Consider the following 25,986-nt stretch of genomic DNA (forward strand, 5'->3'; position numbering starts at 1 on the left):
AAATATACAGTCCACACAAAACCATATTAATCTAAACCAAGCACTGGATGCGGTACATACGGCTCTTCCATATATGCAATTTCTTCAGGCGATAACCGAATTGAAAGGGAAGCTGCTGCATCTTCAAGGTGAGATGCTTTCGTAGACCCAATGATAGGAGAAGTAATAGGGTCTTTTTGAAACACCCAAGCAAGTGCAATTTGAGCTCTTGGTACACCTCGTTTTTCCGCCACTTCTGCCACTCTTTCAACCACTTGTCGGTCCGACTCGGATGCCTGAGGGAATCCACTTCCGATAATAGTTTATGATGTAAACCTGACATGTATAGAATATACATAATGTTTTTGTATATCTTCTCTGATACTATGGAATGACAAGAAAGAAATTGAAATGAGGGACAAGTGATTTGAACCAAGATAAACCGATGAAAACAGAGAAAAATCTGTCCACCATACAAAAATTGAAAACATGGGCTAAAAACTTAAAAAAACAACTTCTTGTGCTCTATTTGGCATATCGAGATGAAAGGGTTCCTTGGTATGCCAAATTATTTACCATGCTTGTTGTTGCGTATGCTTTTAGTCCTATTGATTTAATTCCAGATTTCATTCCAATTTTGGGATACCTGGACGATGTAATTCTTGTCCCGTTGGGTGTTTCCTTGGCATTAAAACTCATTCCTAAAGAAGTCTTGGAGGATTGTAAAAAGAAAGTAGAGGAAAGACAGACAACAAGCAAACCTAAAAATTGGGTGACGGGTGTGATTATCATTGCCATCTGGATTCTTGTTTTTATATGGGTTGGAAAACTTGTCCTATCATATATGAACCATTGACAACTTTCTCTAACGAATCTTATGTCAACAGACAGCCTTTAAAGCTAGTGATCATAAGAGAGCTTCGGTTAAAAGTGTGTTAAAACCTTGATATGGCTGGGTTTATTGGGGTTTTTGAGGTGTCAGGATTTCCTGACACCTCAAATTTTCCAAAAAACATAGTTTGTCCTCTTTTTAGGGCAAGGAGGTTTTTAAACCTGCAAACTCATTTCTAATAACTCTAATATGAATTGGTAATAAAAGACCGAAAACGATAAGAAAAACAATAATTGATATTAACGAATTCCATCCTTTATAGTTCATATAACCAACATAAACCATTCCAAGTTCTATTAGAAGTGATACTACAGTGAAGATGATTGTCAATGTCCATTTGTTATTTTTTGATAAGTAATTTAAATATAATATTGCAAGTGAGGATGGTACGAAGGTATAACAAAGAGTATCTCCAAGTCCAGCTTTATTAGGGTCTCCTAAGTCCACAAGGTCAAATTCCCTAGCAACTAGACCATCACAAAACCAGGTAACAAACCCCACAACACTAAATGTAATATAGATTTCCCGCCAAGAAATATTTTTTTTGGGGATTATAATGACTGTTATAGCAAATATAATACTCACAGTAACTGGAAACCACAATCCCTTGGCTCCTAAGTCTAAATTCGAAATAAAATCCTGCATGCATTTTTACCCCTTTAGTTTTGTATTGTATTCTTTATTATTTATATTTGTATTGTATTTTTTGTTATTTATAAGGGATATATACTATATATGGAAATTAAATATTTAACAGATTTTCTGAAAAGAAGTCCCCTTCCTCAAGGAATGGGAAGGGCGTAGCCCAAATGAGTAGGTGGGGGATGAATTTTCAGTAGGCGTAAGCCTATTTTTTTCTTTTCTTTCTATTTGATGATTGAAAACTGAACGTATGTTCGTTTCAATAGAGTTAGCAAGATATGGAAGGAGGTGTTAAAAGTGGCAACTAGAGAAGATGGAACTCATATAAAAGGAACAAAAAAATCTTTACCAGATGGTTGGACCACTTCTGGTTTTCGTTTTTCTATTGTTCCTACTGAAGAACAAGCAACACGTCTGGAACAAGCATTTGGTTGTGAAAGAAAGGTTTACAATGAATATATAGCTGGTTTGTATGAGTATTTGGAAGGGATTGGATTTGCAGGTGGTTTTATTCGTTATCAGGTTCCTTCCTACACAACGATTACTGCTCAGTACGATTATTTAGATAAAAGCAATGATTCTTTTGTCTACAATGATGCGAAAATGAGGTTTCAAGCAGCGACTCAGAAATACAATGAGGAATATGCAAAAAAGCCTATGCAATATAAAAAGTCTGTACGTAAAAAAATGAAAACCATTGGATATATTCCCACTTTCCGAGATATCAAAGGTGTTCCTAAATTCCATAGTAAGAAGCAAGGGAAGTTTAGTTATACGACAAACCAAACAAACGGAAATATAAAAATAAGACAAGAAAACGGAGAATGTTTCTTATGTATTCCAAAATTTAAAGAAGGAATTTCTATGATTCTACATCGAGATGTTCCAGCTGATGGTGTCATTAAAAAGGCGACGGTAAAACGTGAGGGAACTCGATATATGGTCTCCTTGTCCATCGATTATCCGTTCCAGGTACCTCAACCTCAAGAGGATCTATCTCCTGATGATGTAATAGGTTTAGATTATAGTCAGGAACAACTGTATGTAGATAGCAATGGTCACATTGCCGGTTATACAAGATACCATAAGATCATGGAAAACCGTCAACGGCGTATGAATAAATCTCTTGCCCGTAAGAAGAACCATGCGAAAACAGATGAAAACGGTAATATCCTATATAGTAAGAATTATCAAAAACAAGTACGTAAATACCAAAAGGTCATGGCAAAGGTAAAAAATAAAAGAAGAGATACTCTCCACAAGATGACGAATCAGATAACCAATGATTATCAGGCTGTTGTGGTAGAAGATATCGATTTACGAAACCTGGCACAATGTTTACGTTTAGGGAAAAAGTTACATGACAACGGATTTGGGCTGTTCCGTACGATGCTAAAATACAAATGTGAAAGAAAAGGAAAATATTATATTGTTGCTGATACATATTTCGCATCTAGTAAAATCTGTAATTGTTGTGGGCATAAGAAAGATCAACTTTCATTATCCGAAAGGATATACAGATGTACCGAATGCGGTACAAAAACGGATAGAGATTATAATGCAGCACTGAACCTCAAACAGTACGGTACTCGCGTTTTGAAGGAAATGAGAGTGTTGTCTGCATAATTTGTATCAGTTTTCCAAATAGCGGTAGGGACGCCGCGAATTCAAGACTATGGACATGAACCGTTAGGTTTGTGAGTGAAGTAGTAATAAAAGAGAAAGATGTTATTTATCTTTCGAAGCCCCCACTTCAAGACGCGCAGCGGATAAGTGGTGGGTAGTTCACTGAGCTACTGTATGGTTGTAATTACATAATGGTTGTAGGTCTTTTTACAAAGATTAAGAAATAGTTTAAATAACAAAAAGAGCTTTTCTACATAAGAATAAGCTCTTGAAGTTAAAAAGGTTTAATGGTTTTGATGTTCAGATGATGATTCTTCGTTTGACTGTTGAGCTGGTGATAGCTCGTTTTCTGTTACCCATTTATGATTGGTTACTTTTACTCCACCAGTAGTTGGAGTAAAATCAATCATGTATACAGTTGTCTTTTCAGCAAAATCAATTGTTGCCTTTGCATCCTTCATTCCTGTCATATGATCTGCATTAACTGTTACTTCTGTTCCAGGCTTCAATTCATTTTGACCAGCCTCTGGGATTTCTTCTTGAATAACCCACTTATGATTGGTTACTTTTTTCCCCCCATTTGTAGGAGTATAAGATATAGCATAAGCTATGGTATCATAAGCGCCCACGATTGTTGCTTCTGCACCTTTCATGCCTTCCATATGACCTTCTTTGATAATTGCTTTACTTCCAACTTTATAAGTTGGGTTTTCTGCAACTTTCAAACCTTCAGGTATTTCACCTGAACTAGAATGCTCCATATCCATATTTGAGTGGTCCATTGTTTTCTCTTCAGTTTGAGTTGTTCCTCCTTTGGGAGACGTGCTTTCATTACCACTTGCACATCCAGCTAATGTAAGTGCTGAGATCACTGAGATCATTCCCAAGGCTATTTTTTTATTTTTCATATTTTTCACCTCTTAAGAGTTTTTTATCAACCAACTTTAATGCACTTTCAACAAAGTCTTTCAAAACAATGTTCTATTTCAATAGGGTATTTTATATCAACGAACTAGTACCATTAAACAATTCAACAATATTCTTTAAATAGGTCCTTCTTATAAAATATAATTCTGGTATTTTTATTTAGACGAGCCTTTTTACACATACAACCCAAAATATGGATAGGGGTAACTTTTACCCTTCACATGTTATCACATAAATGTCGAGAAATTATGGAGATAAAAATGTTTAGAAAAAAATAGAACTGCATAATTTCTGCACGTTCTTACAGTACACTACTCTTTAGAACATATTAACGGGGAGGATTTGTATGATTGAAATATTACTTGTCGATGATGAGCCGCGCATGCTGGACTTATTGTCGTTATATCTGATACCAAGAGGTTATCAATGTATAAAAGCAACGTCTGGACAGCAAGCGATTTCCTTGCTTGAGCAAAAATCGTTTCGGTTAGTGCTGTTAGATGTGATGATGCCGAAAATGGATGGTTGGGAAACATGCAGGAGAATCCGTGAATTTAGCAGCGTTCCCATTATCATGGTTACAGCACGTAATCAAATGCCAGATATCGTTCAGGGATTGAAACAAGGTGCGGATGATTACATCACGAAGCCATTTCATGAAGAGGAGTTATTAGCAAGAATTGAAGCCATTCTGCGCCGAATGCATAATCACTTAAAATTGGAGTTTAAGGGTCTCTTCTGGGATGAGCTCAGGCACCTTGCATCTTTTCATGGAAAGGAATTAATCCTTACTCCCATTGAATTCTCACTGCTAGGACTATTTTTAAACAACAATTCATATGTATTCAGCCGTGAGCAACTGATAGAGCGCATTTGGGGAACCGAATCAGATACAGAAGATCGTACTGTCGATTCTCATATACGAAACTTACGTGATAAATTAAGAAAAGTTGGCTTCCCAATTGAACAACATTTAAAAACCGTATATGGGATTGGTTATCGTTGGATGAATGAAGAATAATAGTATTTAACCACAAGGATTGTGAAAATATGAAGCATATCTCCATTAAATTAGGATTTTATTTTTTAGTTTGTGTGACATTCATCGAAATCGTATTATTTACTTTATTGTACTTCAGCCTAGTTAATACCAGAGTGGATGAAGAAGTCTCTTCCCTTCTTGCCCGAGGTAACAGTCACCGTGATGTGTTAGAAAAGTATTTCGATCCTCAAACGATTATGCACGTAGCATTAATGGAGTCGGAAGCTGAAACGAAAGTGGTCATTACAGCAAAGGATGGGAAAATACTTGCGAAATCAAATAATGTAGACAGAGCAATGGAAGAACATCTATCTAAGAAAATGGGGCTTATGCCTAAAAAAGGAACTGTCATAGAAAATCATTGGAAAACATCAAATTATATTTGTACGGTCAGCCCTATCCAAATTCAAGGAGAGATCAAGGGTTATGTCTACATGTTTTTAGGAACAGATTCCATTAAAGAAATGATTCAACGGTTAACAAATCAGTTTTTAGTTATTGCCGCTATTACGTTTTTATTAACGGTTGTGACCATGTTCCTCCTATCTCGTAGTCTTACGCAGCCATTAATACGCATGAAGAAAGCGACAGAAAAGATGAGTAAAGGGGATTTGTCCGTCTCCTTAAATATCAAAAGCAATGATGAAGTGGGAGAACTGGCACATTCCATTCAGACGCTAGCAAACGATTTAGATTACATAAAAAAAGAGAGAAGTGAATTCCTAGCAAGCGTGGCTCATGAACTCCGTACACCGTTAACCTATGTCAGAGGATACGCGGATATCGCAATGCGGGATACACTCTCCTTAGAAGAACGAAATACGTATTTGACTATCATCAAGGATGAGGCTGACCATGTCACAGGCTTAGTTCAAGATTTATTGGAACTGGCACAAATGGAGAAGCATAATTTCATTATTGAAAAACAAGAAACTAACTTCTATGACTTTTGGGAGAAAATCGTAACAAAGGTACAACTTGCCTACGAAGATAAACAGATTCGCATTCTTTTATCTTGTCCGAAGGATATTATGGTCTCTATCGATCAAAAGCGATTTGAACAAGTTATAATAAACTTACTGAATAATGCATATTTCCATTCTCAGTCAAATTCCATCATATCTGTTACAGTGAAAAGCGATCAATCAAGCGTACAAATTGTCATTCAAGATCAGGGAGAAGGCATTCCTCCCGAAGATCTCTCTCATATCTTTGAACGGTTTTACCGGGTTGATAAATCACGTACACGAGCAACCGGCGGTAGCGGTTTAGGACTTGCAATTGTAAAAGAAATTGTTGAATTTCATGGCGGAACAATAGATGCAACAAGCCAAGTTGGAAAAGGCTCTGTATTCACTGTTACGTTAAGAGAACAATAAGGTCCGTTTTATGAACCGATACAAACAGTTCCAAAGCCTCTAAAGGATAAGCTTATCCTTTAGAGGCTTTTTCTAGTAATGTTAACTAGTTTAATTGACTACCGCCTTCGAATAATTATAAAAACAAAAGGACAAGAGAGCTTCTCTCTCCCTTGTCCCTTTTTGCATTATTGGATTGTATTTGCAATCCCTAATAGAATGTCTGACGAGGCTTGATTTAATCCCCCATCATCAAGCATGAGGCGGTATTGCCAACCATCCTTCTCAAGGATAAGGATATAAAGGGGCACGTCGTCCCGAATACGATACAGGATGGCCTTTGCCTGATTTTGTAAAGTATAGACATGTTTAATTCGCTTTTGAATGAGCTTCATTCCAAACTTGGCAGGACGGACTGTGATGCTATAACGCACGCCACTCCTCTTCTCGTGCACATATTCTGCACTAAATTCGTTATTAGCACCATTTTCATCAGTGTCATGATAGCAACGACCGAATTGGTGAGTAAATACCATAGGAGGAACCCTTGTTGGCAAGACAATATCTCGCTGAAAGAGTCTCTCACACGCTGTTAGAGCCTTCTCAATGGAGGTATACCCTAAATCGTACCAAGATTTTTCAAAAGGCTTTTGAGCTTGAGCCAAACCAGTTGTTATACCCATTATCAGGGTAAATGAAAGCAGAAAAGACTGTAGAGATCTAAGCGATTCACTCATAGACATGCTATCCTCCTAATGTATATAAACGGGAATAGTATGCCTTTGTGTCACAATAGTATTCACACTGCCGATAAGCTTGATTATGTGAACACGAATACCCTCCAGATTGCTTAGCTGGAGGGCATTTTTATAGACACATTCTGTCATAGAAGCATTATGAGTTGAAGGTGGAGTCCATTAAATGTCAGCCTTCACGGGATTTTTGAGGTACTCTTTATTCACATTGTCTTTGTTAAAAAGCCGAATATGTTTTTCTTGCATATTTTCTTCTTCAAGATACTTTCGTTTAGCTTTTAACAAATCACCATATGTTACAATTCCAACTGGTTTGAAAGTCTTATCTAGTACAACAACGCGATCAACACCATGATAAATCATTTGTTCAACGGTGTCTTTTCCAGTATTATTTTGTGAAATTGTGATCACATTTTTCGAGAACTGATCACCAACTTCAATTTCACTTACTCTTGGATTAGTAATCCAAGGTAATAACTCAGAACGGGTAAGCATTCCCACAAGATGTTTATCCATTGTCACAATTGGATAGGTTTCATACTTGTATACGTGGTTTTGCTGAAGTATGTTTTCAATTACCTCCGCGATTGTGCTATCTTTCGGAACCGTAAGTAGGGATTTTGACATAATTTCGGAAACCTGGCAGAGTTCTAATGGATCTACCATATAGTCACGACTAATATGAATGTTTCGTCGGGCAATCTTTTCAGTGAGTATGGAGCGAGGTAAAATCAGTGCTGAGATCCCAGCACTAATTGCGCAAGTAATTAAAGTTGGAAGCAACATATCAATATCATGGGTCAGTTCTAGTAGAAAGATCACTGTAGTGAAGGGTGAACGAGTAACTCCGCAAAATGTGGCAGCCATACCTAAGAATGCCCAGAAAGCTACATTTTGGGCATGAAATAAGACCGCTAGTACGTTGCCAAGTGAACCGCCTATAATCAAAAGGGGAGCTAAGATTCCACCTGATGTACCGGAGCCAAGGGCAATTATCCAAATGATTGTTTTTACAATTAACATTTTGATAGCTAGCGAGTAATCGAATTGTCCCTGAACAAGGCTGTGAATTGAATCGTATCCTACACCTAAGACTTGTGGTACAAAAACCCCACCTATACCAATAGCTATTGCTCCTAATGCAGGCCACCACATCCAATGTAAAGGCAACTTACGAAATAAATCCTCTGTACCATAGATACATTTTGTTAGGATATATGCAAGTACAGCACTAATTATCCCAAACATTACGGGAATCAATAGCGCCTCAATAGTGGTGGAGGGAATCGCCTTACTTGGAAACATGGTTTTGTTACCTAGTAAATAGAAGTGTACAAATGCTGCAGCACCACTTGCAAGGGCAATCGGTACTACACTACGAGGACGCATTTCAAAGGCAAGTAGTTCGACAACGAACAAAACTGACGCAATGGGTGCATTAAAAGTAGCACACATACCCGCAGCGGCGCCTGAAAGGAGAAGTACCTTTCTTTCTGCTGCTGTTATATGTAATAGTTGCCCAATGACAGAACCAATCGAGCCCCCAGTCATGATAATGGGTCCTTCTGCACCAAATGGACCACCACTACCAATCGATATAGCTGCTGAGATGGGTTTCAGAATCGCAACTTTTGGAGCGATGATACTCTTTCCCAGTAAAATAGCTTCCATAGCTTCAGGGATACCGTGCCCCCGAATTTTTTCTGACCCAAATCGGGCCATTAAACCAATGATGATTCCTCCGATTATTGGAACAACAATGACCCAAGCCCCTAATGAATTAGGATAATCTAAAACAAATGCCAGAGAAAATCGTTGATAAAAAAATAGGTTTGTAAAAAAATTGATCATTTTCATTAGAATGACAGCGATTAAAGCCCCAATTACTCCTACAATTAGCGCTAAGGTTGAAAGATAAAAAATTCTTTTGGTGAGTATAAAATCAGATAAAGTTCTAGCATGTTTCATTTTCATCCCCCTTTTGGATAATATGGAAAAATAAAAGTGAATCTTAATGAGATATATTTTCGCTTTCAAAATATATCTCATTAAGATATACTTATTAGTATTATTAAGGGGGATTAAACATGACAAAATCCAGGATATCAAAATCCACATATGAACGTTTAGCTAATTTTAGATATGAGTTGAGAAAATTCATCCACTTTAGTGAAGCTGCAGCTAGACAAATAGGAATTACACCTCAACAACACCAATTGTTATTAGCTATCAAAGGGTTTCCCGAACGCGACGTTGCTACCCCGCGGGAATTAGCTGAACGGTTGCGACTTAGTCATAATGCCTGTGTAGGTTTGATTGATCGATGCGAACAGTTAGGGCTAGTTTGTCGTATGCCAAATCCTAAAGATAAACGAAGCGTTTATGTAGGAATAACTGAGCATGGAACGGGGATTTTGGAACAATTATCGGAGATACATCTTGAAGAAATCAAACGCATAGGTTTATTTAAATATCTTGAGTAGGGCATTTTTAAATGGATTGGGAATCAATTAAATCAAAAATGGCATATGTAATAGCTTCCTTCCTTTGTAACAATCATCTAATGAATTATCGATATATACCCGGTCTCTATACTCTGAAAAGCTATTTGGAATGAGCAATGATCAGAAAAATCTCCTTAGATGAACGTAATGAAGAAGATGTGATGGATTCAACAAAGTCATGGGCATTGCCTTATAATGTGATGTATTAAGGGGGAGTCTAAATGGAGAAGGAATTATTAATAAAAATAGGAAAAACGATTAAAACAACAAGGGTGAGTAATGGGCTTTCTCAGGCTGATCTTGCCGAAAAATCTCACCTGCATAAAAATTTTATTGGAATGGTTGAGCGAGGCGAGCGTGGTGCAACAATATTATCCCTGCAGAAGATTTGTCTAGCATTAGGATTTTCCCTAACAGAATTCTTTCAATCTTTAAACCTATAGGTTATTTTCAGTCTCTTTATAGAAATACTCTTGACCAGAAGTCCTCATACTTACAGTAAAAGGGGATCTTCGCTACAACCTCAGTGTTCGACCTTATGGAAATGATGGGGGAGTGGGGATGATCTATCGCTTTTTCACCGCACTTCGGGTTTATCTAGATGGTTCTGAGTTTGATAGGACAAGCTTCTGAGGATAGAGGCAATGAAAAGGGGGGAAGTACGAAGTACAGTCATCATTGAGAATGCAATTTGGAGTCGACCTAATGATAAACAAAGCCTGATATAATCATTGGTAAGGGAGTGATGTTAAATGGAACAACTAGTTGAGCAATACAAACAAGGATACTCTAAGATTCTTAAAGAGCTTGAAGGGCTTACAGAAGAGCAATTATTGTTTAAACCATCTGAAAAAAGCTGGAGCATCAGGGAAATTATCATCCACGTTTCAGATGCGGAACTCGTACATATTCACCGGATGAAAGCTGTTTTATCGGAAGATAATCCTATCCTAACTGCCTTTGATCAGGATTTATGGACAACCCGTTTAAATTCTCAGTATGTCGATCATCAATTATATCTTCAACTGTTTAAATCTATGCGTGAAAGTTTTCTACCTATCCTTCATCATTTAACTGAACAGGATTATCTACGAATTGGGACACATAATCAAGCTGGTCAACTCACCTTTAAAGAGATCCTTGAACACTCCATTGAACATGTTGATACTCATATTAGACAAATAAGACGAATAAAAAATCTTTTTTGATAACGTTAACTGAATGTAAAGTGAAAATGTGCTAGCTAGTGAACATGAATTGAAATAGTAGCCGGAGGTAGGGAAAGTTCGTTTCGACCTTCCTGGGTTTAGACAGGCTGGGTTTTATCCTATTACTTCATCAAAAGGCGCGCTTTTTTTCCACTTTAAGAAAGTATAAATTTCTAGCTGGAAGACAATTCGACGTAGTGAGAAATTTTAGGAACAAAGTATAAGTGGGCTATGGAGGGGAATATGCAATGATAGATGCAAAGCTAATTAATTATATCTATAAAGGGCTTAGAGCTGATTATAATGCCCTCTATAAGCGTATAGAAGAAGATACAATATTCACGAAAAAGGAATTCAAAAAGCGTTTTGATGAGTTACAAGAAGGTTTATCTGCTTATCGTAGTCTTATAAGTGAGATAGAATATGAACATCCTTCTATTTTCCGTGAGATTATGTTCCGTCATTCCGTAGTTAGATATCTTCAAAATGAGATTAGCTCTTTAGAAGAGCGAGGAGAAAGGAGATTTGACGGAGGAATTGATATGTTGTGATGTTACATGAAGTACTAAAGATGGCTCACAGCGTCATCTTTTTTGATATACATACATGAGAAGCATAAGTGTCCTTTGTCTAGCAATGAAGTTGCTTTTCTTTTTTGATCATATTTGTATTTTGTTCATAGAACCCCAAAGATGAAATGAATGTTATTCTATCATTTACTTTCTCTCACCTTTTAGTTTTTTAGCATCCCAGTTTTTCACCTTCCGCTTTTTACATTTCGTTCCGTTGTTACAACAATCATCTTTAGCCGTTTTCCCAATCCATATAAACATCAAAAGAGGAAATAAAAACAAAGCCAGTATACCGATCAACCAATCCATTGCTTTACCTCCTCTCCGATTCGTATTAATTTATTAAAAAGTTTTGCCTCACGAATTAGTCATTGCTAATATGAATATAACATAAATATATTAGTAGTAACTAATATATGATGGAGGCGTATAAAGATGTTACCATCTACTCTTGATGTGAAAACAAAATTTATTCAAGGATTTGCTGATAAAACCCGATTGCGAATTCTTTCTTGCCTGATGGATGGAGAAAAAAACGTATCCGAGATTGTGGAACGTATCCAAGGTAACCAATCGAATGTATCTCAACATCTAAGCTGCTTAAAAGGGTGCGGCATTATTAAGGGGAGACAGGAGGGGAAGTACGTGCACTATTCTTTGCGCAACGATCAAATTAAAGAACTTCTTACAATGTTTGATACGGTGTTCGAAGAAGTACAAAATGAGGTAGCTGCCTGTGACAAAAACGATGGCTGCCTGTCTCCAAAAGGGGAGGAGACCATTGTCGAATAAGAAGGAGAAGCAAGGAAGTTGCTGTCAAACTTCTTCTTGTGGGGATGCTGTTAAAACAATAGCCAAAGAAGAACGAGAAATACCTTCTTCATTGGAACCAAAGAAAACATCTTGTTGCTCATCTAAGGAACCTGTTTTGATTCCTATTGTGGAAGTGAATCAGGAAGCTTCATGTTGCAGCAGCAAGACACACCATACAGAACAGAAATTAGATTCCTCTGATTCCTGTTGTGATCCGATTCCTTCGAAGACCAGCTCTTGTTGCTCTTCTTCAACGACTGTAACCGTGCAGAAAGAAAGGGATGCAATGGATAGTTCATGTTGTGGTAGCAAAACAAATGAAAAAAAACAGGAATTGGTCTTTTCTGACTCCTGTTGTAGCCCTGATTCCCCACAGGTAAGTTCTTGCTGTTCTTCATCGACTACACTTGCACAAGGAGAGGCTGCTGCAAAGGTAAGCTCGTGTTGCAGTAGTGAGAAACCAGCAGAGCAGCCACCAGTTACAGGTGACGGAGTGCAGACATATCTGATTGAAGGAATGGATTGCGGGGCTTGTGCAGTAACGATTGAAAAGCATTTGCAACACGTTCCCGGTGTGGAAGAGGTTCGTGTAAACTTTTCCACTGGAAAAATGCAAATTCGTCATACTCGTGATGTAGAGGATATTGCGAAAGAAGTGTCCAAAGCTGGATTTCATGCTACTTTGGCAGGGAAGAGATCTAAAGACGTTCCTTCTAGGAAATCAATGGACACCCCGCTGTTTTTGTCAGGAATATTGTTAGCGTTTGGATTCTTTGGTTCATTTACAGACACGTCACCACTTCTGATTACGTTATGTTACGGGGCTAGTATTGTTATTGGAGGATATAAACCAGCGAAAAGTGCCTTTTACGCCATTCGAAGTAAATCATTGGATATGAATGTCCTCATGACAACTGCTGCTGTTGGCGCAGCCCTCATTGGAGAGTGGCTAGAGGGAGCAACGGTTGTATGGTTATTCGCACTTGGAGCAGCCTTGCAAAATAGATCGATTGAGCGTACACGTGAATCCATTCGTGGGTTGATGGATTTGGCACCTTCTGAAGCATGGGTCAAAGCTGGAACAGAACTCGTAAAAACATCCGTAGACGATATTACCGTAGGAACGGTGATTGTGGTAAAACCAGGTGAAAAAATTCCGCTGGATGGTACCATTGTGGCAGGATACTCTACCGTCAATCAAGCCCCGATTACAGGTGAATCCATTCCAGCCGACAAGCAAACCGGAGACGCGGTATATGCCGGTACTATCAACGAAGAGGGTTCACTGGAGATTCACGTAACAAAACTGGTAAAGGACACAACCATTGCACGAATCATTTATTTAGTTGAAGAAGCACAGGAAAAAAAGGCTCCTACGCAAGCCTTCGTAGATCGGTTCGCACGCATCTATACACCGATTGTTTTTGCATTAGCATGGGCTGTCATCGTGATTCCGCCTCTTGCAGGAATGGGAGAATGGATAGAGTGGGTCTATAAGGGATTGGAACTGCTTGTTGTCGCATGTCCATGCGCCTTAGTTATTTCTACACCGGTTGCGATTGTGTCCGCTATCGGAAACGCGGCAAAAAATGGTGTGTTAATCAAAGGGGGTACTGCTTTAGAAGTGGCGGGAGCCTTACGTGTGATTGCGTTTGACAAAACCGGTACATTGACAGAGGGAAAGCCAAAGGTTGTACAGGTGACTGCTCTGGAGGGCTCTGAAGGAGAACTATTGTCTTTTGCCCGAACCATTGAAGAATATTCCAATCATCCGATTGCAAAGGCCATCGCAGCATATTCACAAGAACGTAACATTCCTTTACAAGAAGGAGCAGATTTCCGAGCTATTGTAGGAAAAGGTGCACAGGTGACTATTCAAGGAGAAGTCTACTACGCTGGGAATGCTGCCTTGTTTGAAGAACAGGGTGTATCTACGGAAACTTGGCAAGAGATGATGCAAAGCATGCAACGACTGGGGCAGACGGTTGTCATTGTTGGTACCAAGCAGACCATTTTGGGTATTATTGCAGTAGCTGATTCTATCCGTTTCACGACTTTAGAGACAGTGCAAGAATTGAAACGGGCAGGAATTCAAGAAACGGTGATGCTCACAGGAGATAATGAAGGAACAGCGCAACATATTGCTCAGCAAGCAAAGATTGATCGATCCTTTGCTCATTTGCTTCCAGAAGATAAAGTGCGTGCCGTAGAGCAGCTGCAAGCAGGAGGAAAAACAGTGGCCATGATTGGAGATGGTATCAATGATGCACCTGCACTTGCCACGGCGAACTTAGGGATTGCTATGAGTGGGGCCGGAACAGCTACTGCAATGGAGACGGCGGATATTGTTCTGATGGCAGATAACCTAGAGAAATTGCCATACACGATGCGCCTCAGTCGAAAGGCATTAAGCATCATCAAACAGAATATTTGGTTCTCTCTTATTATAAAACTTATTGCGCTTGTCTTAATTTTCCCAGGGTGGTTGACGCTTTGGATTGCTGTACTCAGTGATACAGGCGCTGCGCTTCTCGTCATTCTCAACAGTATGCGTTTGTTGCGGAACAAATAAGTTTGTATGGGGCTACTTCGTAGCTCCATACTTTACATAAAAAACAGAAAAAACAACGGGGAGAAAGGGGATATATATGGAACGCTATCGCATAATCAGGATGCTAATGGCAGTCAGTGTCATCCTGCTGTTAGCAGCATGTGGAGAGAGTAAACTGAAGGACCCGCTCAATTGGGAAGTGGAACAGTTCTCCTATACGGATCAGAACGGGAAAACGTTTGGTTCTTCTGACTTGCAAAAAAAGGTATGGATAGCTGATTTTATTTTTACAAGCTGCGAAACGGTTTGTCCGCCTATGACGGCCAATATGACAAAGCTTCAAAAGATGTTGAAAGAAAAAGGGATTAAGGATGTTGAGTTTGTTTCGTTCAGTGTGGATCCAACTGTGGATACACCGGAGAAATTGCAAGAGTTCATGAAGAAATATGAGATGGATGCCTCCAAATGGCACTTTCTGACTGGCTATTCGCAAGAAGAGATTAGTCAATTTGCAGAGAAGAATTTTAAGGCACTGGTTGATAAACCAGCGAGCACAACACAAGTTATTCATGGGACAAGTTTGTATCTGGTAGATACGACCGGAACAGTGGTTAAGAAGTACTCCGCTCTTCAGAATACACCGTACGAAGATATTATCAAAGATATACAAACAATTCGTTAACTCAATCATACCAAAGGAGCAGATCAACTCCCGTCCTTTCTGGCATCTAAGTTCGAACAAATTCAAAAAATTTACGCAATGGCTGGATAAAACTATGAATTGTTGAGTTGGATTCCGTGTTACTGCGGGTGTGGCGAGAGTGTCGAATAAAAAATTCCCCTTCCTTTGGAGGGCACTGAAAAACTAAAATGAAGAAGCTTTTTGATTAATATGAGAAGTTTTAAGACGGCCTCTGGATTATTAGACGTTCCTGCATTATAATGATTGTATAACGAATAGGCGATGGAGTTCGCCTTAATTGCCTTAGAGCTGATGACTCCTACCAGTATTTATTTTACTGGTAGGAGTCTATTTTTTTTGAGAAAATTACAAAAGAGGTGAAAAAATGGTTTATATCTTTGTCGGCATAGCTGGGATTTTAGGTGCCTTATCACGTTATTATTTAGGATTATCTATTAGTACAGGGTGGCAGCATGATTTTCCGTTTGCAACATTAGCAATTAATCTTATCGGTTGCTTTGTTCTTAGTTGGCTCACGATGTACATATCCCGATTAAATATTCTTCATCCATACCTTGTCACTGGGATAGGTACAGGATTTATTGGATCCTTTACAACCTTTTCTACATTTAGCGTGGAAACCGTTAAATTAATTCACGCCTCACATTGGGGAGTGGCTCTGTTATATGTATTAAGTAGCTTATGGGGTGGTCTTTTCATGTCTTGGTTAGGTTTTAAAGTTGGTGACTCTTTCTTCAAGAAACAAACACAGCGTACATTGCGATCAAAGGGAGGACAAAACTCATGATAGGAAATCCAGCTTTGTTAGTAGCAATTGGTGGTTTCTTTGGGGCAATATCCCGTTTTGGCATCAGCAATTGGTTTAAAACAAGATATCCTTCATCTTTTCCTATTGGGACCCTTCTTATAAATTTACTCGGTTCATTTTTACTGGGGTATATCATCGGAAAAGGAATCGATGAAAGCTGGCAGCTTTTATTCGGTACAGGTTTCATGGGGGCTTTCACAACTTTCTCTACGTTTAAATTGGAAAACATCCAGCTATACGCCAATAAGAAGTGGAAAGCACTTGCCTTGTATTTAGGCATAAGTTATACATTCGGTGTTCTGTTAGCTTTTTTAGGTATGAAATTGGGAAATATCTTATAAGGTCAGTCTTATCAAAAATCTTCAGCAAACTGAAGTGAACCCATAAAATGGGCCACACATAAAACACCTAGGCTACCTGTTCCCCGTATTCTACGGGGGACAGGTAGTTTAATTTCTCTTGAATTCGCACACAATTATAATAATGAATGTATTCTAGCACAATCTCTCGCACAGTTGTGTTGGATACTTTTGTTATCTGTTGTGAATAGAAAGCTTCGCACTTTAATACGGCGAAGAAGCTTTCCATGACGGCATTATCATGGCAGTTTCCTTTACGGGACATGCTTGTGGTAATGCCGTTTTCTTTGGCATACATCTGAAATTCCTTAGAAGTGTAGATGCTTCCTTGATCAGAGTGAAGAATAACACTCTTCGCATTACGCTTACGTATCGCCTGTTTGAGTGTATCTAGAGCGAGTCGTACATTAGGAGATTCACTGATAACAGAGCTGATAATCTCACGGTTGTAGGCATCCATGATGGTAGAAAGATATAAGGTACGCTCTCCAAACATGAGATACGTTACATCTGTAAACCACTTTTGATTTGGTGCGGTCGCTTCAAATTCTCTTTGGAGAAGGTTAGGAGATACAACTGGCTCCGCTCCTCCTATATATACTTTTCTCTTCCGCCGAACCCTAGATAATAAGCTATACATTCTCATAATTCGTAATACTTTCTTATGATTTACATGGAATCCCAATCGTCTGAGAATAGCTGTTACTTTTCGGTATCCGTATCGCTGCTTATATTGCCGGCACACACACTGAACTTGTTTTTCTGTGTCATCTGATATGCGTTATGGTTTGTGAATCCAACGATAAAAGGTAGAGCGGGGAATATTGAGAATCTTACAGAACTCTTTTATCGTAATGGATCCTTTCAGCTCTTTCCATGTCGTAATTACAAGGTCTGGTTTCCACTCCTTTCGATCTCTCGGTACTTTCCCAATACAAGAAGCTGTGCCTTCAACTGTTTGTTTTCTAACCGTAACTGTTCCACTTCATCCAGTTCTTTTGGATCTTTCCCTTGGTCATACCGTTTTCCCACAGGTTGTTCAAATCGATGGGTCTGTCCCATGCGATACCATCTCATCCATGTCTTCAACTGTGATTTATTCTTAATCCCTAACGTCTCCATAATCGTGTGGTTTGTGTAGCCTGCTTCTTTCATTTCAATTGCTTTCCATTTGATCTCCGCTGGGTAATGTACTCTTGTGACCAAAACAAAAACACCTCCGCTTGATTCGTCTTTTTTAGTATGCGAATCAAGGGGGTGTTTTTTTTCATGTCCCACTATTAGGGTTCACTCCAAAACAATATGAAGGTTTTTGATAAACTTCTAGATAGATTGGCTTCTGTATTCTTGGATTGCGTAAAGAGGATAGATTCTAGTAAAGCTGTCCTTTTCTCTGATTGATCGGAGTAAACAAACAAGCAATGCTCTCCAGTCAAGGGACTGGAGGGCGTTTTTTTGTTTTTAGGTACATTGACTCCGAATAATATGAGATTATATTAATATCTGTATGTAAAAACAATTCAAAACGACCTGATTATATACCCTATTAGGTATATAATCAGGTCATCACATACATTATCGGGTACCTAAAGGAAGAGATAATAGGAGTCACAACAAGTTTCTTATTAGAAAATTTTATGCAAAAGGAGGAACTTTACCTGGAATATAATCAGCAAGTAAAAAACCGCTTAAAGAGAATTGAGGGGTAAGTCAAGGGTGTCCTGAACATGATGGAACAAAGGAAAGATTGCAGAGAGATTGTGACACAATGATAAGCTGTACGTAATGCAAGTGATCGCGCAGTAGGTGTAATTGTCAGTACCAATCTTGAACATTGTGTAAGGGGGATTATTGAAGGAGGTGAAAAAACGGAGCATCTTGTAAAAGAAGCGGTTGAATTATTAACTAAAGGTAGGTAAGAAACATTTATCAGTCTCAATCCAGTTAAAGGTTGACGAGTTTAGCTTTGTATATTAACATACCCTCATAGGTATAAAAATAAGGGGAGTAACTGAGTTATTTATTAAAAGTAAGTTAAAATGCTCATCAATCTCAATATAATTAGGGATTGACGAAGCTAGTTTTATACAACGACATACCCGTGTAGGTATATGTGAAAAGTTAGAGGTAAACAATGAAGGTTACTCAAGCATTAGATGCAAAAGGTTTAGCATGTCCAATGCCGATCGTGAAAACTAAAAAAGCAATAAGCGGTTTAGAAACAGGGCAAGTGCTAGAGGTACACACAACAGATAAAGGTGTAAAAGTGATTTAACTGCTTGGGCAAAGTCTACAGGTCATATAATAGTGAATTTTAAATTAAAGAACAAAAGGATGTGTTTATTTTTCAAATTCAAAAAGGATAAATGCTTTTATACTTCAATATACCCCTTTGGGTAAGTTGGATAACGAGGAGGATACAACATGAGTGAACAAAAGAAAAAAACAACTATTGTTTTATTGAGTGGTGATTATGATAAAGTAATGGCCGCTTATATCATTGCAAATGGAGCTGCAGCCTATGACCATGAGGTAACGATTTTTCATACATTTTGGGGATTAAATGCCTTACGTAAAGAGGGACAGGTACCTATGAAAAAAGGGGTTCTTGAGAAAATGTTTGCAAAAATGATGCCACGCGGTGCTGACAAGATGGGGCTTTCCAAGATGAACTTTGCAGGGATTGGTCCGAAAATGATTAAATATGTGATGAAAAAGCATAATGCGATGCCGCTACCACAATTGATTGAAATGGCACAGGAACAAGATGTGAAGTTGATTGCTTGTACAATGACAATGGATTTACTGGGACTGCAAAAGGAAGAATTACTAGATAACATCGAGTATGCAGGGGTAGCTGCTTATTTGGCAGAGGCTGAAGATGGAAATGTTAACCTATTCATCTAATTCTGCAGGATAAGGGATAAGATCTCATACTCACATGGAGGAGCAATATGGAAATTTTAAATGTGGTAATCATTTCATTAGTTATTCTCTTTTTGATGCAACGTTTACTTCCAACAAAAGGTGTAAGACAGATTAGTGTTGCTGAATTAAAGAAAGAATTACAGGATAAAAACAAGCAGTTTGTTGATGTTCGAGCACCTGGAGAATATAAGGGAAATCATATTCGTACCTTTAAAAACATTCCGCTTCACGAGCTTACTCAAAAAGCAAATGGATTATCAAAAGAGGAAGAAGTGGTTGTAATTTGCCAAAGCGGGATGAGAAGTAAAAAGGCAAGTAAAGTATTGAAAAAATTAGGTTTTCAAAAGGTAACAAACGTAAAGGGCGGTATGAGTGCTTGGAATTAGTAAAAAGGAGGTAGTCATGATGAAACATATTACGCCAAAAGAAGTGGAGAGCTTTTTGAAGCAAAACCAATCCTTAAATATCATCGATGTACGTGAAGTGGAAGAAGTAGCGACTGGGAAGATTCCAGGAGCCTGGAACATTCCATTAGGCTTATTAGAGTTTCGTATGCATGAGTTAGATAAAACAAAAGAGTATATATTAATTTGCCGTTCAGGTACCAGAAGTGCCCGCGCAACAGAGCTTTTAGAAGGTCATGGTTTTTCTGTCACGAACATGATGGGTGGGATGCTTGTCTGGGAAGGTATCATTAAGTAATTTTTTCAGGGGACATACCCTTGGGGGTAACAAGTGGGATGAGGAGGATATGCGAGATGGAGAACATAAAAACAGATCTTTTAGTTGACGCAAAAGGATTTGCTTGTCCAATGCCGATTGTACGTACAAAGAAGGCGATGAACGAACTACAGCCTGGGAAGGTAATGGAAGTACAAGCGACTGATAAGGGATCAACAGCTGATATTCAGGCTTGGGCAAAAAGTACAGGACATCAGTACTTAGGAACTGTAGAAGAAGGAAATGTATTAAAACATTACCTTCGTAAAGCGAGTGAAAAGGCTGGAGAAGAAAAGAAACATCCGCATGTAGTAAGCAATGAAGAGTTGCAAGCAAAATTAAAAGAAAGCAAAAATATAGTGGTTCTGGATGTTCGTGAAGTGGCTGAGTTTGCATTCAATCACATCCCAGGTGCAAAGTCCATTCCATTAGGAGAACTTGAAGAACGTCTATACGAATTAAATCCAGAAACTGAGGTGTATGTAGTATGCCGAACAGGAACCCGCAGTGATTTAGCAGCACAAAAGTTGGTTGAAAGGGGCTTTAAGCAAGTGTTGAATGTAGTTCCTGGTATGAGTGAATGGCCTGAAAAAACAGCTAAAGCAAATAACTAAGGGAGATTTTGGCTGTTAAATGACAATGGATATGATGGGGTTAGAAAAAGAGGATTTTGTTGAAAGAATGGAAGTAGGCGGAGCTGTGATGTTTTTAGAATTTGCGAAGGATGCGAATGTAATGTTAACATTTTAATCTCTATAAAAAATTTTAAATAAAAATATACTATAGGGGGTAATTGGAATGCCAGTAAATCAAATGACATCGAAAGAGGTAACGAGAAAAGTCATTAACAAAGAACCATTGTTTATTCTAGATGTTCGTAATGAAAATGATTTTCAAAATTGGAAAATTGAAGGAGAAAGCTTTAAATACCTAAACGTACCTTATTTTGAATTATTGGATGGGGTAGAGGGGATCGTGGATCAAATTCCTGCAGATATAGACGTATTGGTTGTATGTGCAAAAGAAGGCTCATCTATCATGGTTGCCGATATGTTATCAGAAGAAGGACTGACGGTTTCTTACCTAAAAGGTGGAATGAAGGCTTGGAGTGAGCATTTAGAGCCAATCAAAGTTAGTGATTTAAAAGATGGTGGAGAACTTTACCAATTTGTTCGAATCGGTAAAGGCTGCCTATCTTACATGGTTGTTTCAAATGGAGAAGCAGCATTGGTTGATGCAGCACGTATGACCGATGTGTACCTGGACCTTGCTCAAGAAATCGGTGCAAACATTACACAAGTATTGGATACACATCTTCACGCTGACCATATCTCAGGTGGAAGAAAGATTGCAGAAGCAACAGCTGCTACGTACTGGTTGCCTCCAAAAGATGCAACAGAAGTAACATTCCAGTACCAACCACTAGAGGATGGTAACGAAGTAACGATTGGTAATACAACAATCAATATTCACGCCTTATATTCTCCAGGTCACACAATTGGATCTACTTCCTTTGTAGTTGACGAAACATTCTTACTGTCAGGGGACATTTTGTTCATTGACTCCATTGGACGTCCTGATTTAGCAGGTATGGCGGAGGACTGGGTTGGAGACTTACGAGAAACGCTTTATAAAAGATACAAAGATTTATCTGAAGAACTCATTGTATTACCAGCACACTTTATGATTATCGACGAATTAAATGATGACGGCAGTGTATCTGAAAAATTAGGCATATTGTTCGCACAAAATCATGGTCTAAACATTGAAGATGAGAATGAGTTTAGAAAATTAGTGACAGAAAACTTACCGCTGCAGCCAAATGCATACCAAGAAATTCGCGAAACGAATATGGGGAAAATCAACCCGGATGAAGAAAAGCAACGTGAGATGGAAATTGGTCCAAACCGCTGTGCAGTTCGCTAATGATTAAGAAAAATCAATAGATAGAATAGGGGAAATGAATGATGAAAGTAGATAAAGTGTTAGATGCAAAAGGTTTAGCATGTCCGATGCCAATCGTAAAAACCAAAAAAGCTATAAATGAATTGGAATCTGGACAAGTATTAGAAATTCATGCGACAGACAAAGGTGCGAAAAATGACCTTACAGCCTGGGCAAAATCAGGAGGACATGAGTTTTTGGAGTACATGGAAGACGGTGACGTACTCAAATTCCGAATTAAAAAGGGGTAATAGAAATAGGCGAGAAGAGAAAGGGGATCCATTTAAAAGATACCCCTCCTCCCTTACAAGGGGGAACATCATAGAACTATATAAGTTGAGTTTAATTCTTGCACCCTTGTATTCAATGACTAAATCATCATTCAAATGGCCTTTATAGGGCATTGTATTCTACATGTCATTGTGCCGCGATGAGGTTGTGAGAAAATATTTAGTTCAACTTATATAGGTTTTATTGTAACGATTTTTTAATGGGATTTAAGAATTAGGGGCTGGTTTTTCGTTTCTTAACGTAGGAACAACAAGGTTTACTTTTCAGAAACTATATTAGCGTATAATATCTACGTTTTGCTATCAGGGCCCTAATGAAAACTTTGTAAATTAATAATATAAAAGTTCACGGACGAGTATTAATATTTATGAAGTAATTAAGATTAGAGGAGAGCAAATTCAGCAACTAATTAACCATTTAATTCAAATTGAACACGTGTCAGCAATATTGTATTTAGCCATGTCAAACTACATGAACCAATTGAATCTAAGAGGAGTGAGGACATGGTTCAGGTTACAGCACCTTATTATAGTGAGGAAGGAGCAGCAGATTTATGAATAACCTTAGCTTCCTTTGTGAACAATTTGCTAAAATTCTTAATGGGAAAAGCAGCATAAATCAGGGTGTTTGTTCTGTATCTCTGCGTCGTAATATCAAAGTGTTTGTTCAAGGACGACCAAGCACCTCCGTGATACCGGTTGGGATATCTTTTGAATCGTTAGATCAAAATGGCAACGCGTTGAACTTTGGAGAAATCGCTATTTTACAAGAAGAAATTCCTTTATTTATGCAATCAATTGTTCAACAAGGGATTATTGTTAGCGCCTTACATAATCATTGGTTATATATGAAACCATTGATTATGTATATTCATATCCAATCTGTTGAGCCACCATTAAGTTTTGCAAAAAAATTGGCAAATTCTTTTTCAGCTTTAAGTAGTTATCCAGTTACTGATAACGGGAGCTAATGTTAAATAAATCATATTTATTCACTTCCTATATCATGAATTATGGTGCGACAAGAAGTTGCATTCTCACAGTGTAGCTTACGCTACCCATCTAGACGCAAGGATGGTCTCCAGCCGAAACTGCATATTTGGTAACGAATACGTAGGTTGCATGAGGAAATGCGGAAACAGAGGACCAATGCATGGTCCAGAATACTGCTAGGAGAAGACAGGTATGGTAAACGAAAGTGAAGGTTTGCAAGCTTCGTAAACGATAGCTCAAGATAATGCATAGCTCTGCTTGGGTATTGGTAAGAGGAAAAGTAGAATCATAATGCTACTGTGCAGCGTCCCATATCTTACCCGGAGTAAAGAACCTACCTAACCCTGCTGTATCTGTAGAATGTGGAACTTGGTAAGCCCTATGTTATCTGCCTAAGCAGTAGGGAGACCGTAAGGTCAAACGATGTGACAGAGGGTACAGGATATGAGAGAAAGCAAATGCCGTCACCCGAAAGGGAACAGGAAAAACAGATAACTGTATAACTGGACGGATACTGTCGTCCTTATGGGCAAATCCATGACAGACTCGAAAGAGGGCCCACTTCTCATAGGTCTTCAACACGAAAATAAATTTGTGGCTAACTTCTGACGAAAAGGAGCGTGCAGTTATGAATACCTCAGACCGAGCGTCGGCGCACGCCTCGTATACAAACTGGAATTCAGTAAACTGGAATGAAATTCAAAAGTATGTGACGAAGCTACGACAAAGAATTTATCGTGCCGAACAACTCAAACAACAAAGGAAAGTACGAAAACTTCAACGACTACTCCTACGGAGTGAAGCGAACCTACTGTTGTCCACTCGAAAAGTGACACAACAGAATAAAGGAAAACGCACCTCTGGTGTAGATGGTTACACAGCACTGCACGCCGGCAGACGTAATGAACTATATCGACAACTAAAGCGACAGAATATATTTCAACATCGTCCGAGACCGGCAAAACGAACCTATATTGCGAAGAAAAATGGAAAACTGAGACCACTTGGTATTCCGACTATTAAAGATAGAGTCTATCAGAACATGGCGAAAAACGCGTTGGAACCTCAATGGGAAGCAAGATTGGAACCATCTTCATATGGGTTCCGTCCAAAGCGAAGCACCCATGATGCGATTAGCAACATCTTTATCAAGATTAACACCAATAGTAAGAAAAAATGGATATTCGAAGGAGACTTTAAGAACTGCTTTGATCGTTTGAGTCATGATTGGATACGGAAACAAACCTCTCGGTTTCCAGGAAAAGCACTCATTAAAAGATGGCTGAAGATGGGATATGTAGATCAATACGTGTTCACTGAAACACAGGAAGGCACTCCCCAAGGAAGTATTGCATCTCCTCTGTTAGCAAATATCGCACTCCACGGAATGGAAGAAGAACTTGGTATTATATATCGTAAGACATATAAATCCAATGGAAGTTACGCTATCCATCCCAAGTGCAAGATAACTCTTGTTAAATATGCAGATGACTTCGTTGTGCTAACAGAAACTAAGGAACAAGCACAGTCTATCTACGAAAGACTACAACCGTACCTTAGGAAAAGAGGACTCGAACTAAGCAAGGAGAAAACCAAGATCACTCATATCGAAGATGGTTTTAATTTTCTCGGGTTTTCAGTTCGACAGTACAAAACATGGCAAGGAAACAAGCTGCTAATTAAACCGAGTAAAGAGAGCATTAAGAAAGCTAAAGAGAAGATACGGGATACATTCCGTTTAATGAGGGGGAAACCTGTCCGTGAACTTATCAAAGCACTAAATCCTATTATAAGAGGCTACGGACAATACTGGAAACATGTAGTATCAAAGAAGACATTTGATAAGATGGCAAACTACGTATTCCATAAAACGTGTAAACATCTAAGGCAACTCCATCCTAAGAAAGCGTGGAAATGGATAAGGAAAAGATATTTCAGGAAACCGCATCATGGCGGAGATAACTCTTGGATCTTAACTTGTCCTATAACAAATATTCAACTCTTACACATGCCCTGGATTAAAATAAAACGACATGTGATGGTGTTATATAAAAACAGTCCAGATGATCCTGCCCTCAAAGAGTACTGGGAAAAACGAGACCGCAAGGTTTTCGATATAGAAAATACTCTGGACAGAATAAAACTCGCAAGAAAGCAAGGATATCGTTGTGCATTATGCAGGCAACCTCTACAAAACGGTGAAAAGGTTACTGTCCGGAATTTAGAAATTCCTACAGGTGAAGTTACTAAGCTAGTACATATACCTTGCGTTAGATAAAAGAGTTATTTGGATAAAAAGAAGGCTTGAGCCGTATGACGAAAAATTGTCACGTACGGTTCTCAGGGGGGAGGGCGCCCGTGAGGGCGCCCTT

General features: G+C 38.6%; 28 protein-coding genes, 5 pseudogenes and 1 riboswitch. Of the genes and pseudogenes, 26 read left to right on the plus strand and 7 right to left on the minus strand.

The features are described 5' to 3' along the window. Positions 1-26: 26 nt before the first annotated feature. Positions 27-269 (minus strand): annotated as a pseudogene (locus tag EP737_RS15790) (aldo/keto reductase); the annotation flags it as partial. A 155-nt stretch (positions 270-424) separates the two neighbouring features. Here EP737_RS15790 and EP737_RS15795 point away from each other — a divergent pair. Next, the gene (locus EP737_RS15795; RefSeq protein ID WP_129728936.1) at positions 425-835 is read left to right on the plus strand and encodes a YkvA family protein; all 411 of its coding nucleotides are present in this window, start codon (positions 425-427) and stop codon (positions 833-835) included. A gap of 174 nt (positions 836-1,009) precedes the next feature. Here EP737_RS15795 and EP737_RS15800 read toward each other — a convergent pair whose 3' ends face one another. After that, positions 1,010-1,516: a hypothetical protein gene (locus EP737_RS15800; RefSeq protein WP_129728937.1), complete on the minus strand. Its 507-nt coding sequence runs from the start codon at positions 1,514-1,516 to the stop codon at positions 1,010-1,012. A gap of 294 nt (positions 1,517-1,810) precedes the next feature. On the opposite strand from EP737_RS15800, the gene EP737_RS15805 reads away from it, so the two are divergent. After that, positions 1,811-3,139 (plus strand): RNA-guided endonuclease InsQ/TnpB family protein, encoded by a 1,329-nt coding sequence (locus tag EP737_RS15805; RefSeq protein ID WP_129728938.1) that lies wholly within the window; start codon positions 1,811-1,813, stop codon positions 3,137-3,139. A 284-nt stretch (positions 3,140-3,423) separates the two neighbouring features. On the opposite strand, the gene EP737_RS15810 is transcribed toward EP737_RS15805, so the two are convergent. Then, entirely contained in the window at positions 3,424-4,047 is a 624-nt protein-coding gene (locus tag EP737_RS15810; protein WP_129728939.1) for a YdhK family protein, read from the minus strand. A 365-nt stretch (positions 4,048-4,412) separates the two neighbouring features. Here EP737_RS15810 and EP737_RS15815 point away from each other — a divergent pair, with 365 nt between their 5' ends. Beyond that, positions 4,413-5,087 carry a response regulator transcription factor gene (locus tag EP737_RS15815; RefSeq protein ID WP_129728940.1) on the plus strand — a complete coding sequence of 225 codons (675 nt, stop codon included), beginning with the start codon at positions 4,413-4,415 and terminating at the stop codon, positions 5,085-5,087. A 29-nt stretch (positions 5,088-5,116) separates the two neighbouring features. Next, positions 5,117-6,487: a sensor histidine kinase gene (locus EP737_RS15820; protein WP_129728941.1), complete on the plus strand. Its 1,371-nt coding sequence runs from the start codon at positions 5,117-5,119 to the stop codon at positions 6,485-6,487. A gap of 167 nt (positions 6,488-6,654) precedes the next feature. On the opposite strand, the gene EP737_RS15825 is transcribed toward EP737_RS15820, so the two are convergent. Together EP737_RS15825 and EP737_RS15830 are read right to left on the minus strand one after the other, a co-directional pair. Next, positions 6,655-7,149, minus strand: coding sequence for a hypothetical protein (locus EP737_RS15825; RefSeq protein ID WP_205650949.1), 495 nt, complete (start codon positions 7,147-7,149; stop codon positions 6,655-6,657). A gap of 234 nt (positions 7,150-7,383) precedes the next feature. Then, positions 7,384-9,189, minus strand: coding sequence for a chloride channel protein (locus EP737_RS15830; protein ID WP_165350822.1), 1,806 nt, complete (start codon positions 9,187-9,189; stop codon positions 7,384-7,386). Positions 9,190-9,308: 119 nt separating this feature from the next. Between EP737_RS15830 and EP737_RS15835 the strand changes: the two genes are divergently transcribed. From EP737_RS15835 to EP737_RS15850, 4 genes are all read left to right on the plus strand, one after another. Then, positions 9,309-9,704 carry a MarR family winged helix-turn-helix transcriptional regulator gene (locus EP737_RS15835; RefSeq protein ID WP_129728944.1) on the plus strand — a complete coding sequence of 132 codons (396 nt, stop codon included), beginning with the start codon at positions 9,309-9,311 and terminating at the stop codon, positions 9,702-9,704. Positions 9,705-9,946: 242 nt separating this feature from the next. Continuing rightward, positions 9,947-10,168: a helix-turn-helix domain-containing protein gene (locus tag EP737_RS15840; RefSeq protein WP_129728945.1), complete on the plus strand. Its 222-nt coding sequence runs from the start codon at positions 9,947-9,949 to the stop codon at positions 10,166-10,168. A 309-nt stretch (positions 10,169-10,477) separates the two neighbouring features. Next, on the plus strand, positions 10,478-10,933 hold the full coding sequence (locus EP737_RS15845) for a DinB family protein (protein WP_129728946.1): 456 nt from the start codon (positions 10,478-10,480) through the stop codon (positions 10,931-10,933). Positions 10,934-11,181: 248 nt separating this feature from the next. Beyond that, positions 11,182-11,484, plus strand: a complete 303-nt coding sequence (locus EP737_RS15850; RefSeq protein WP_129728947.1) for a hypothetical protein — start codon at positions 11,182-11,184, stop codon at positions 11,482-11,484. Positions 11,485-11,649: 165 nt separating this feature from the next. On the opposite strand, the gene EP737_RS25675 is transcribed toward EP737_RS15850, so the two are convergent. Then, positions 11,650-11,814 carry a hypothetical protein gene (locus tag EP737_RS25675; protein WP_165350823.1) on the minus strand — a complete coding sequence of 55 codons (165 nt, stop codon included), beginning with the start codon at positions 11,812-11,814 and terminating at the stop codon, positions 11,650-11,652. Between the two features lie 126 nt (positions 11,815-11,940). On the opposite strand from EP737_RS25675, the gene EP737_RS15855 reads away from it, so the two are divergent. The 6 genes and pseudogenes from EP737_RS15855 to crcB (EP737_RS15880) all read left to right on the plus strand — a co-directional run bounded on the left by EP737_RS15855 (position 11,941) and on the right by crcB (EP737_RS15880) (position 16,721). Beyond that, positions 11,941-12,297, plus strand: coding sequence for an ArsR/SmtB family transcription factor (locus EP737_RS15855; RefSeq protein ID WP_129728948.1), 357 nt, complete (start codon positions 11,941-11,943; stop codon positions 12,295-12,297). Next, positions 12,254-14,890, plus strand: coding sequence for a heavy metal translocating P-type ATPase (locus EP737_RS15860; protein WP_129729001.1), 2,637 nt, complete (start codon positions 12,254-12,256; stop codon positions 14,888-14,890). The genes EP737_RS15855 and EP737_RS15860 overlap by 44 nt, the downstream gene beginning before the upstream one ends. Before the next feature lie 76 nt (positions 14,891-14,966). Continuing rightward, a complete protein-coding gene (locus EP737_RS15865) occupies positions 14,967-15,551 on the plus strand; it encodes an SCO family protein (RefSeq protein ID WP_129728949.1) in 585 nt (194 codons plus the stop codon). Between the two features lie 93 nt (positions 15,552-15,644). After that, positions 15,645-15,701: pseudogene (locus EP737_RS26935) on the plus strand (PCYCGC motif-containing (lipo)protein); the annotation flags it as partial. Between the two features lie 119 nt (positions 15,702-15,820). Continuing rightward, positions 15,821-15,880, plus strand: a riboswitch (Fluoride riboswitch). 56 nt (positions 15,881-15,936) lie between these two features. Beyond that, on the plus strand, positions 15,937-16,359 hold the full coding sequence (gene crcB, locus EP737_RS15875; protein WP_129728950.1) for a fluoride efflux transporter CrcB: 423 nt from the start codon (positions 15,937-15,939) through the stop codon (positions 16,357-16,359). Continuing rightward, positions 16,356-16,721, plus strand: a complete 366-nt coding sequence (crcB, locus tag EP737_RS15880) for a fluoride efflux transporter CrcB (RefSeq protein ID WP_129728951.1) — start codon at positions 16,356-16,358, stop codon at positions 16,719-16,721. The genes crcB (EP737_RS15875) and crcB (EP737_RS15880) overlap by 4 nt, the downstream gene beginning before the upstream one ends. A gap of 67 nt (positions 16,722-16,788) precedes the next feature. On the opposite strand, the pseudogene EP737_RS15885 reads toward crcB (EP737_RS15880), so the two are convergent. Further along, positions 16,789-17,945: pseudogene (locus EP737_RS15885) on the minus strand (IS3 family transposase). A gap of 452 nt (positions 17,946-18,397) precedes the next feature. On the opposite strand from EP737_RS15885, the pseudogene EP737_RS15890 reads away from it, so the two are divergent. From EP737_RS15890 to ltrA, 12 genes and pseudogenes are all read left to right on the plus strand, one after another. Beyond that, positions 18,398-18,658 (plus strand): annotated as a pseudogene (locus EP737_RS15890) (metal-sensitive transcriptional regulator). Between the two features lie 215 nt (positions 18,659-18,873). Continuing rightward, on the plus strand, positions 18,874-19,014 hold the full coding sequence (locus tag EP737_RS26940) for a sulfurtransferase TusA family protein (RefSeq protein WP_425455917.1): 141 nt from the start codon (positions 18,874-18,876) through the stop codon (positions 19,012-19,014). Positions 19,015-19,163: 149 nt separating this feature from the next. After that, positions 19,164-19,646, plus strand: a complete 483-nt coding sequence (locus EP737_RS15900) for a DsrE/DsrF/DrsH-like family protein (protein WP_129728952.1) — start codon at positions 19,164-19,166, stop codon at positions 19,644-19,646. 47 nt (positions 19,647-19,693) lie between these two features. Beyond that, a complete protein-coding gene (locus tag EP737_RS15905; protein ID WP_129728953.1) occupies positions 19,694-20,053 on the plus strand; it encodes a rhodanese-like domain-containing protein in 360 nt (119 codons plus the stop codon). A 19-nt stretch (positions 20,054-20,072) separates the two neighbouring features. After that, positions 20,073-20,369, plus strand: coding sequence for a rhodanese-like domain-containing protein (locus EP737_RS15910; RefSeq protein ID WP_129729003.1), 297 nt, complete (start codon positions 20,073-20,075; stop codon positions 20,367-20,369). A 56-nt stretch (positions 20,370-20,425) separates the two neighbouring features. Next, on the plus strand, positions 20,426-21,001 hold the full coding sequence (locus EP737_RS15915) for a sulfurtransferase TusA family protein (protein WP_129728954.1): 576 nt from the start codon (positions 20,426-20,428) through the stop codon (positions 20,999-21,001). A gap of 19 nt (positions 21,002-21,020) precedes the next feature. Continuing rightward, a pseudogene (locus EP737_RS15920) lies at positions 21,021-21,137 on the plus strand (DsrE/DsrF/DrsH-like family protein); the annotation flags it as partial. Positions 21,138-21,185: 48 nt separating this feature from the next. Beyond that, a complete protein-coding gene (locus EP737_RS15925; RefSeq protein ID WP_129728956.1) occupies positions 21,186-22,313 on the plus strand; it encodes an MBL fold metallo-hydrolase in 1,128 nt (375 codons plus the stop codon). A gap of 41 nt (positions 22,314-22,354) precedes the next feature. Beyond that, complete coding sequence (locus EP737_RS15930; protein WP_129729004.1) at positions 22,355-22,582, plus strand: sulfurtransferase TusA family protein; 228 nt, start codon at positions 22,355-22,357, stop codon at positions 22,580-22,582. A gap of 448 nt (positions 22,583-23,030) precedes the next feature. Next, positions 23,031-23,183, plus strand: a complete 153-nt coding sequence (locus EP737_RS15935; RefSeq protein ID WP_281278902.1) for a ferritin-like domain-containing protein — start codon at positions 23,031-23,033, stop codon at positions 23,181-23,183. After that, positions 23,176-23,592, plus strand: a complete 417-nt coding sequence (locus EP737_RS15940; RefSeq protein WP_129728957.1) for a DUF1259 domain-containing protein — start codon at positions 23,176-23,178, stop codon at positions 23,590-23,592. Before EP737_RS15935 ends, EP737_RS15940 begins: the two co-directional genes overlap by 8 nt. Positions 23,593-24,242: 650 nt before the next feature. Further along, the gene (ltrA, locus tag EP737_RS15945; RefSeq protein ID WP_129728958.1) at positions 24,243-25,892 is read left to right on the plus strand and encodes a group II intron reverse transcriptase/maturase; all 1,650 of its coding nucleotides are present in this window, start codon (positions 24,243-24,245) and stop codon (positions 25,890-25,892) included. Positions 25,893-25,986 lie beyond the last annotated feature (94 nt).

This window comes from Ectobacillus funiculus, assembly GCF_004138295.1.
In the GTDB taxonomy this organism is placed as follows: domain Bacteria; phylum Bacillota; class Bacilli; order Bacillales; family Bacillaceae_G; genus Ectobacillus; species Ectobacillus funiculus.

What these genes read in the sequence shown, in the direction of transcription:
- crcB (WP_129728951.1), top strand. Translation starts at nt 16,356, where the DNA reads ATGATAGGAAATCCAGCTTTGTTAGTAGCAATTGGTGGTTTCTTTGGG.
- EP737_RS26940 (WP_425455917.1), top strand. Translation starts at nt 18,874, where the DNA reads ATGAAGGTTACTCAAGCATTAGATGCAAAAGGTTTAGCATGTCCAATG.
- EP737_RS15930 (WP_129729004.1), top strand. Translation starts at nt 22,355, where the DNA reads ATGAAAGTAGATAAAGTGTTAGATGCAAAAGGTTTAGCATGTCCGATG.
- EP737_RS15865 (WP_129728949.1), top strand. Translation starts at nt 14,967, where the DNA reads ATGGAACGCTATCGCATAATCAGGATGCTAATGGCAGTCAGTGTCATC.
- EP737_RS15925 (WP_129728956.1), top strand. Translation starts at nt 21,186, where the DNA reads ATGCCAGTAAATCAAATGACATCGAAAGAGGTAACGAGAAAAGTCATT.
- EP737_RS15905 (WP_129728953.1), top strand. Translation starts at nt 19,694, where the DNA reads ATGGAAATTTTAAATGTGGTAATCATTTCATTAGTTATTCTCTTTTTG.
- EP737_RS15835 (WP_129728944.1), top strand. Translation starts at nt 9,309, where the DNA reads ATGACAAAATCCAGGATATCAAAATCCACATATGAACGTTTAGCTAAT.
- EP737_RS15900 (WP_129728952.1), top strand. Translation starts at nt 19,164, where the DNA reads ATGAGTGAACAAAAGAAAAAAACAACTATTGTTTTATTGAGTGGTGAT.
- EP737_RS15810 (WP_129728939.1), bottom strand. Translation starts at nt 4,047, where the DNA reads ATGAAAAATAAAAAAATAGCCTTGGGAATGATCTCAGTGATCTCAGCA.
- EP737_RS15795 (WP_129728936.1), top strand. Translation starts at nt 425, where the DNA reads ATGAAAACAGAGAAAAATCTGTCCACCATACAAAAATTGAAAACATGG.
- EP737_RS15850 (WP_129728947.1), top strand. Translation starts at nt 11,182, where the DNA reads ATGATAGATGCAAAGCTAATTAATTATATCTATAAAGGGCTTAGAGCT.
- EP737_RS15800 (WP_129728937.1), bottom strand. Translation starts at nt 1,516, where the DNA reads ATGCAGGATTTTATTTCGAATTTAGACTTAGGAGCCAAGGGATTGTGG.
- EP737_RS15820 (WP_129728941.1), top strand. Translation starts at nt 5,117, where the DNA reads ATGAAGCATATCTCCATTAAATTAGGATTTTATTTTTTAGTTTGTGTG.
- EP737_RS15830 (WP_165350822.1), bottom strand. Translation starts at nt 9,189, where the DNA reads ATGAAACATGCTAGAACTTTATCTGATTTTATACTCACCAAAAGAATT.
- ltrA (WP_129728958.1), top strand. Translation starts at nt 24,243, where the DNA reads ATGAATACCTCAGACCGAGCGTCGGCGCACGCCTCGTATACAAACTGG.
- EP737_RS15855 (WP_129728948.1), top strand. Translation starts at nt 11,941, where the DNA reads ATGTTACCATCTACTCTTGATGTGAAAACAAAATTTATTCAAGGATTT.
- EP737_RS15940 (WP_129728957.1), top strand. Translation starts at nt 23,176, where the DNA reads ATGAATAACCTTAGCTTCCTTTGTGAACAATTTGCTAAAATTCTTAAT.
- crcB (WP_129728950.1), top strand. Translation starts at nt 15,937, where the DNA reads ATGGTTTATATCTTTGTCGGCATAGCTGGGATTTTAGGTGCCTTATCA.
- EP737_RS15845 (WP_129728946.1), top strand. Translation starts at nt 10,478, where the DNA reads ATGGAACAACTAGTTGAGCAATACAAACAAGGATACTCTAAGATTCTT.
- EP737_RS15825 (WP_205650949.1), bottom strand. Translation starts at nt 7,149, where the DNA reads ATGGGTATAACAACTGGTTTGGCTCAAGCTCAAAAGCCTTTTGAAAAA.
- EP737_RS15840 (WP_129728945.1), top strand. Translation starts at nt 9,947, where the DNA reads ATGGAGAAGGAATTATTAATAAAAATAGGAAAAACGATTAAAACAACA.
- EP737_RS15815 (WP_129728940.1), top strand. Translation starts at nt 4,413, where the DNA reads ATGATTGAAATATTACTTGTCGATGATGAGCCGCGCATGCTGGACTTA.
- EP737_RS25675 (WP_165350823.1), bottom strand. Translation starts at nt 11,814, where the DNA reads ATGGATTGGTTGATCGGTATACTGGCTTTGTTTTTATTTCCTCTTTTG.
- EP737_RS15860 (WP_129729001.1), top strand. Translation starts at nt 12,254, where the DNA reads ATGGCTGCCTGTCTCCAAAAGGGGAGGAGACCATTGTCGAATAAGAAG.
- EP737_RS15915 (WP_129728954.1), top strand. Translation starts at nt 20,426, where the DNA reads ATGGAGAACATAAAAACAGATCTTTTAGTTGACGCAAAAGGATTTGCT.
- EP737_RS15910 (WP_129729003.1), top strand. Translation starts at nt 20,073, where the DNA reads ATGAAACATATTACGCCAAAAGAAGTGGAGAGCTTTTTGAAGCAAAAC.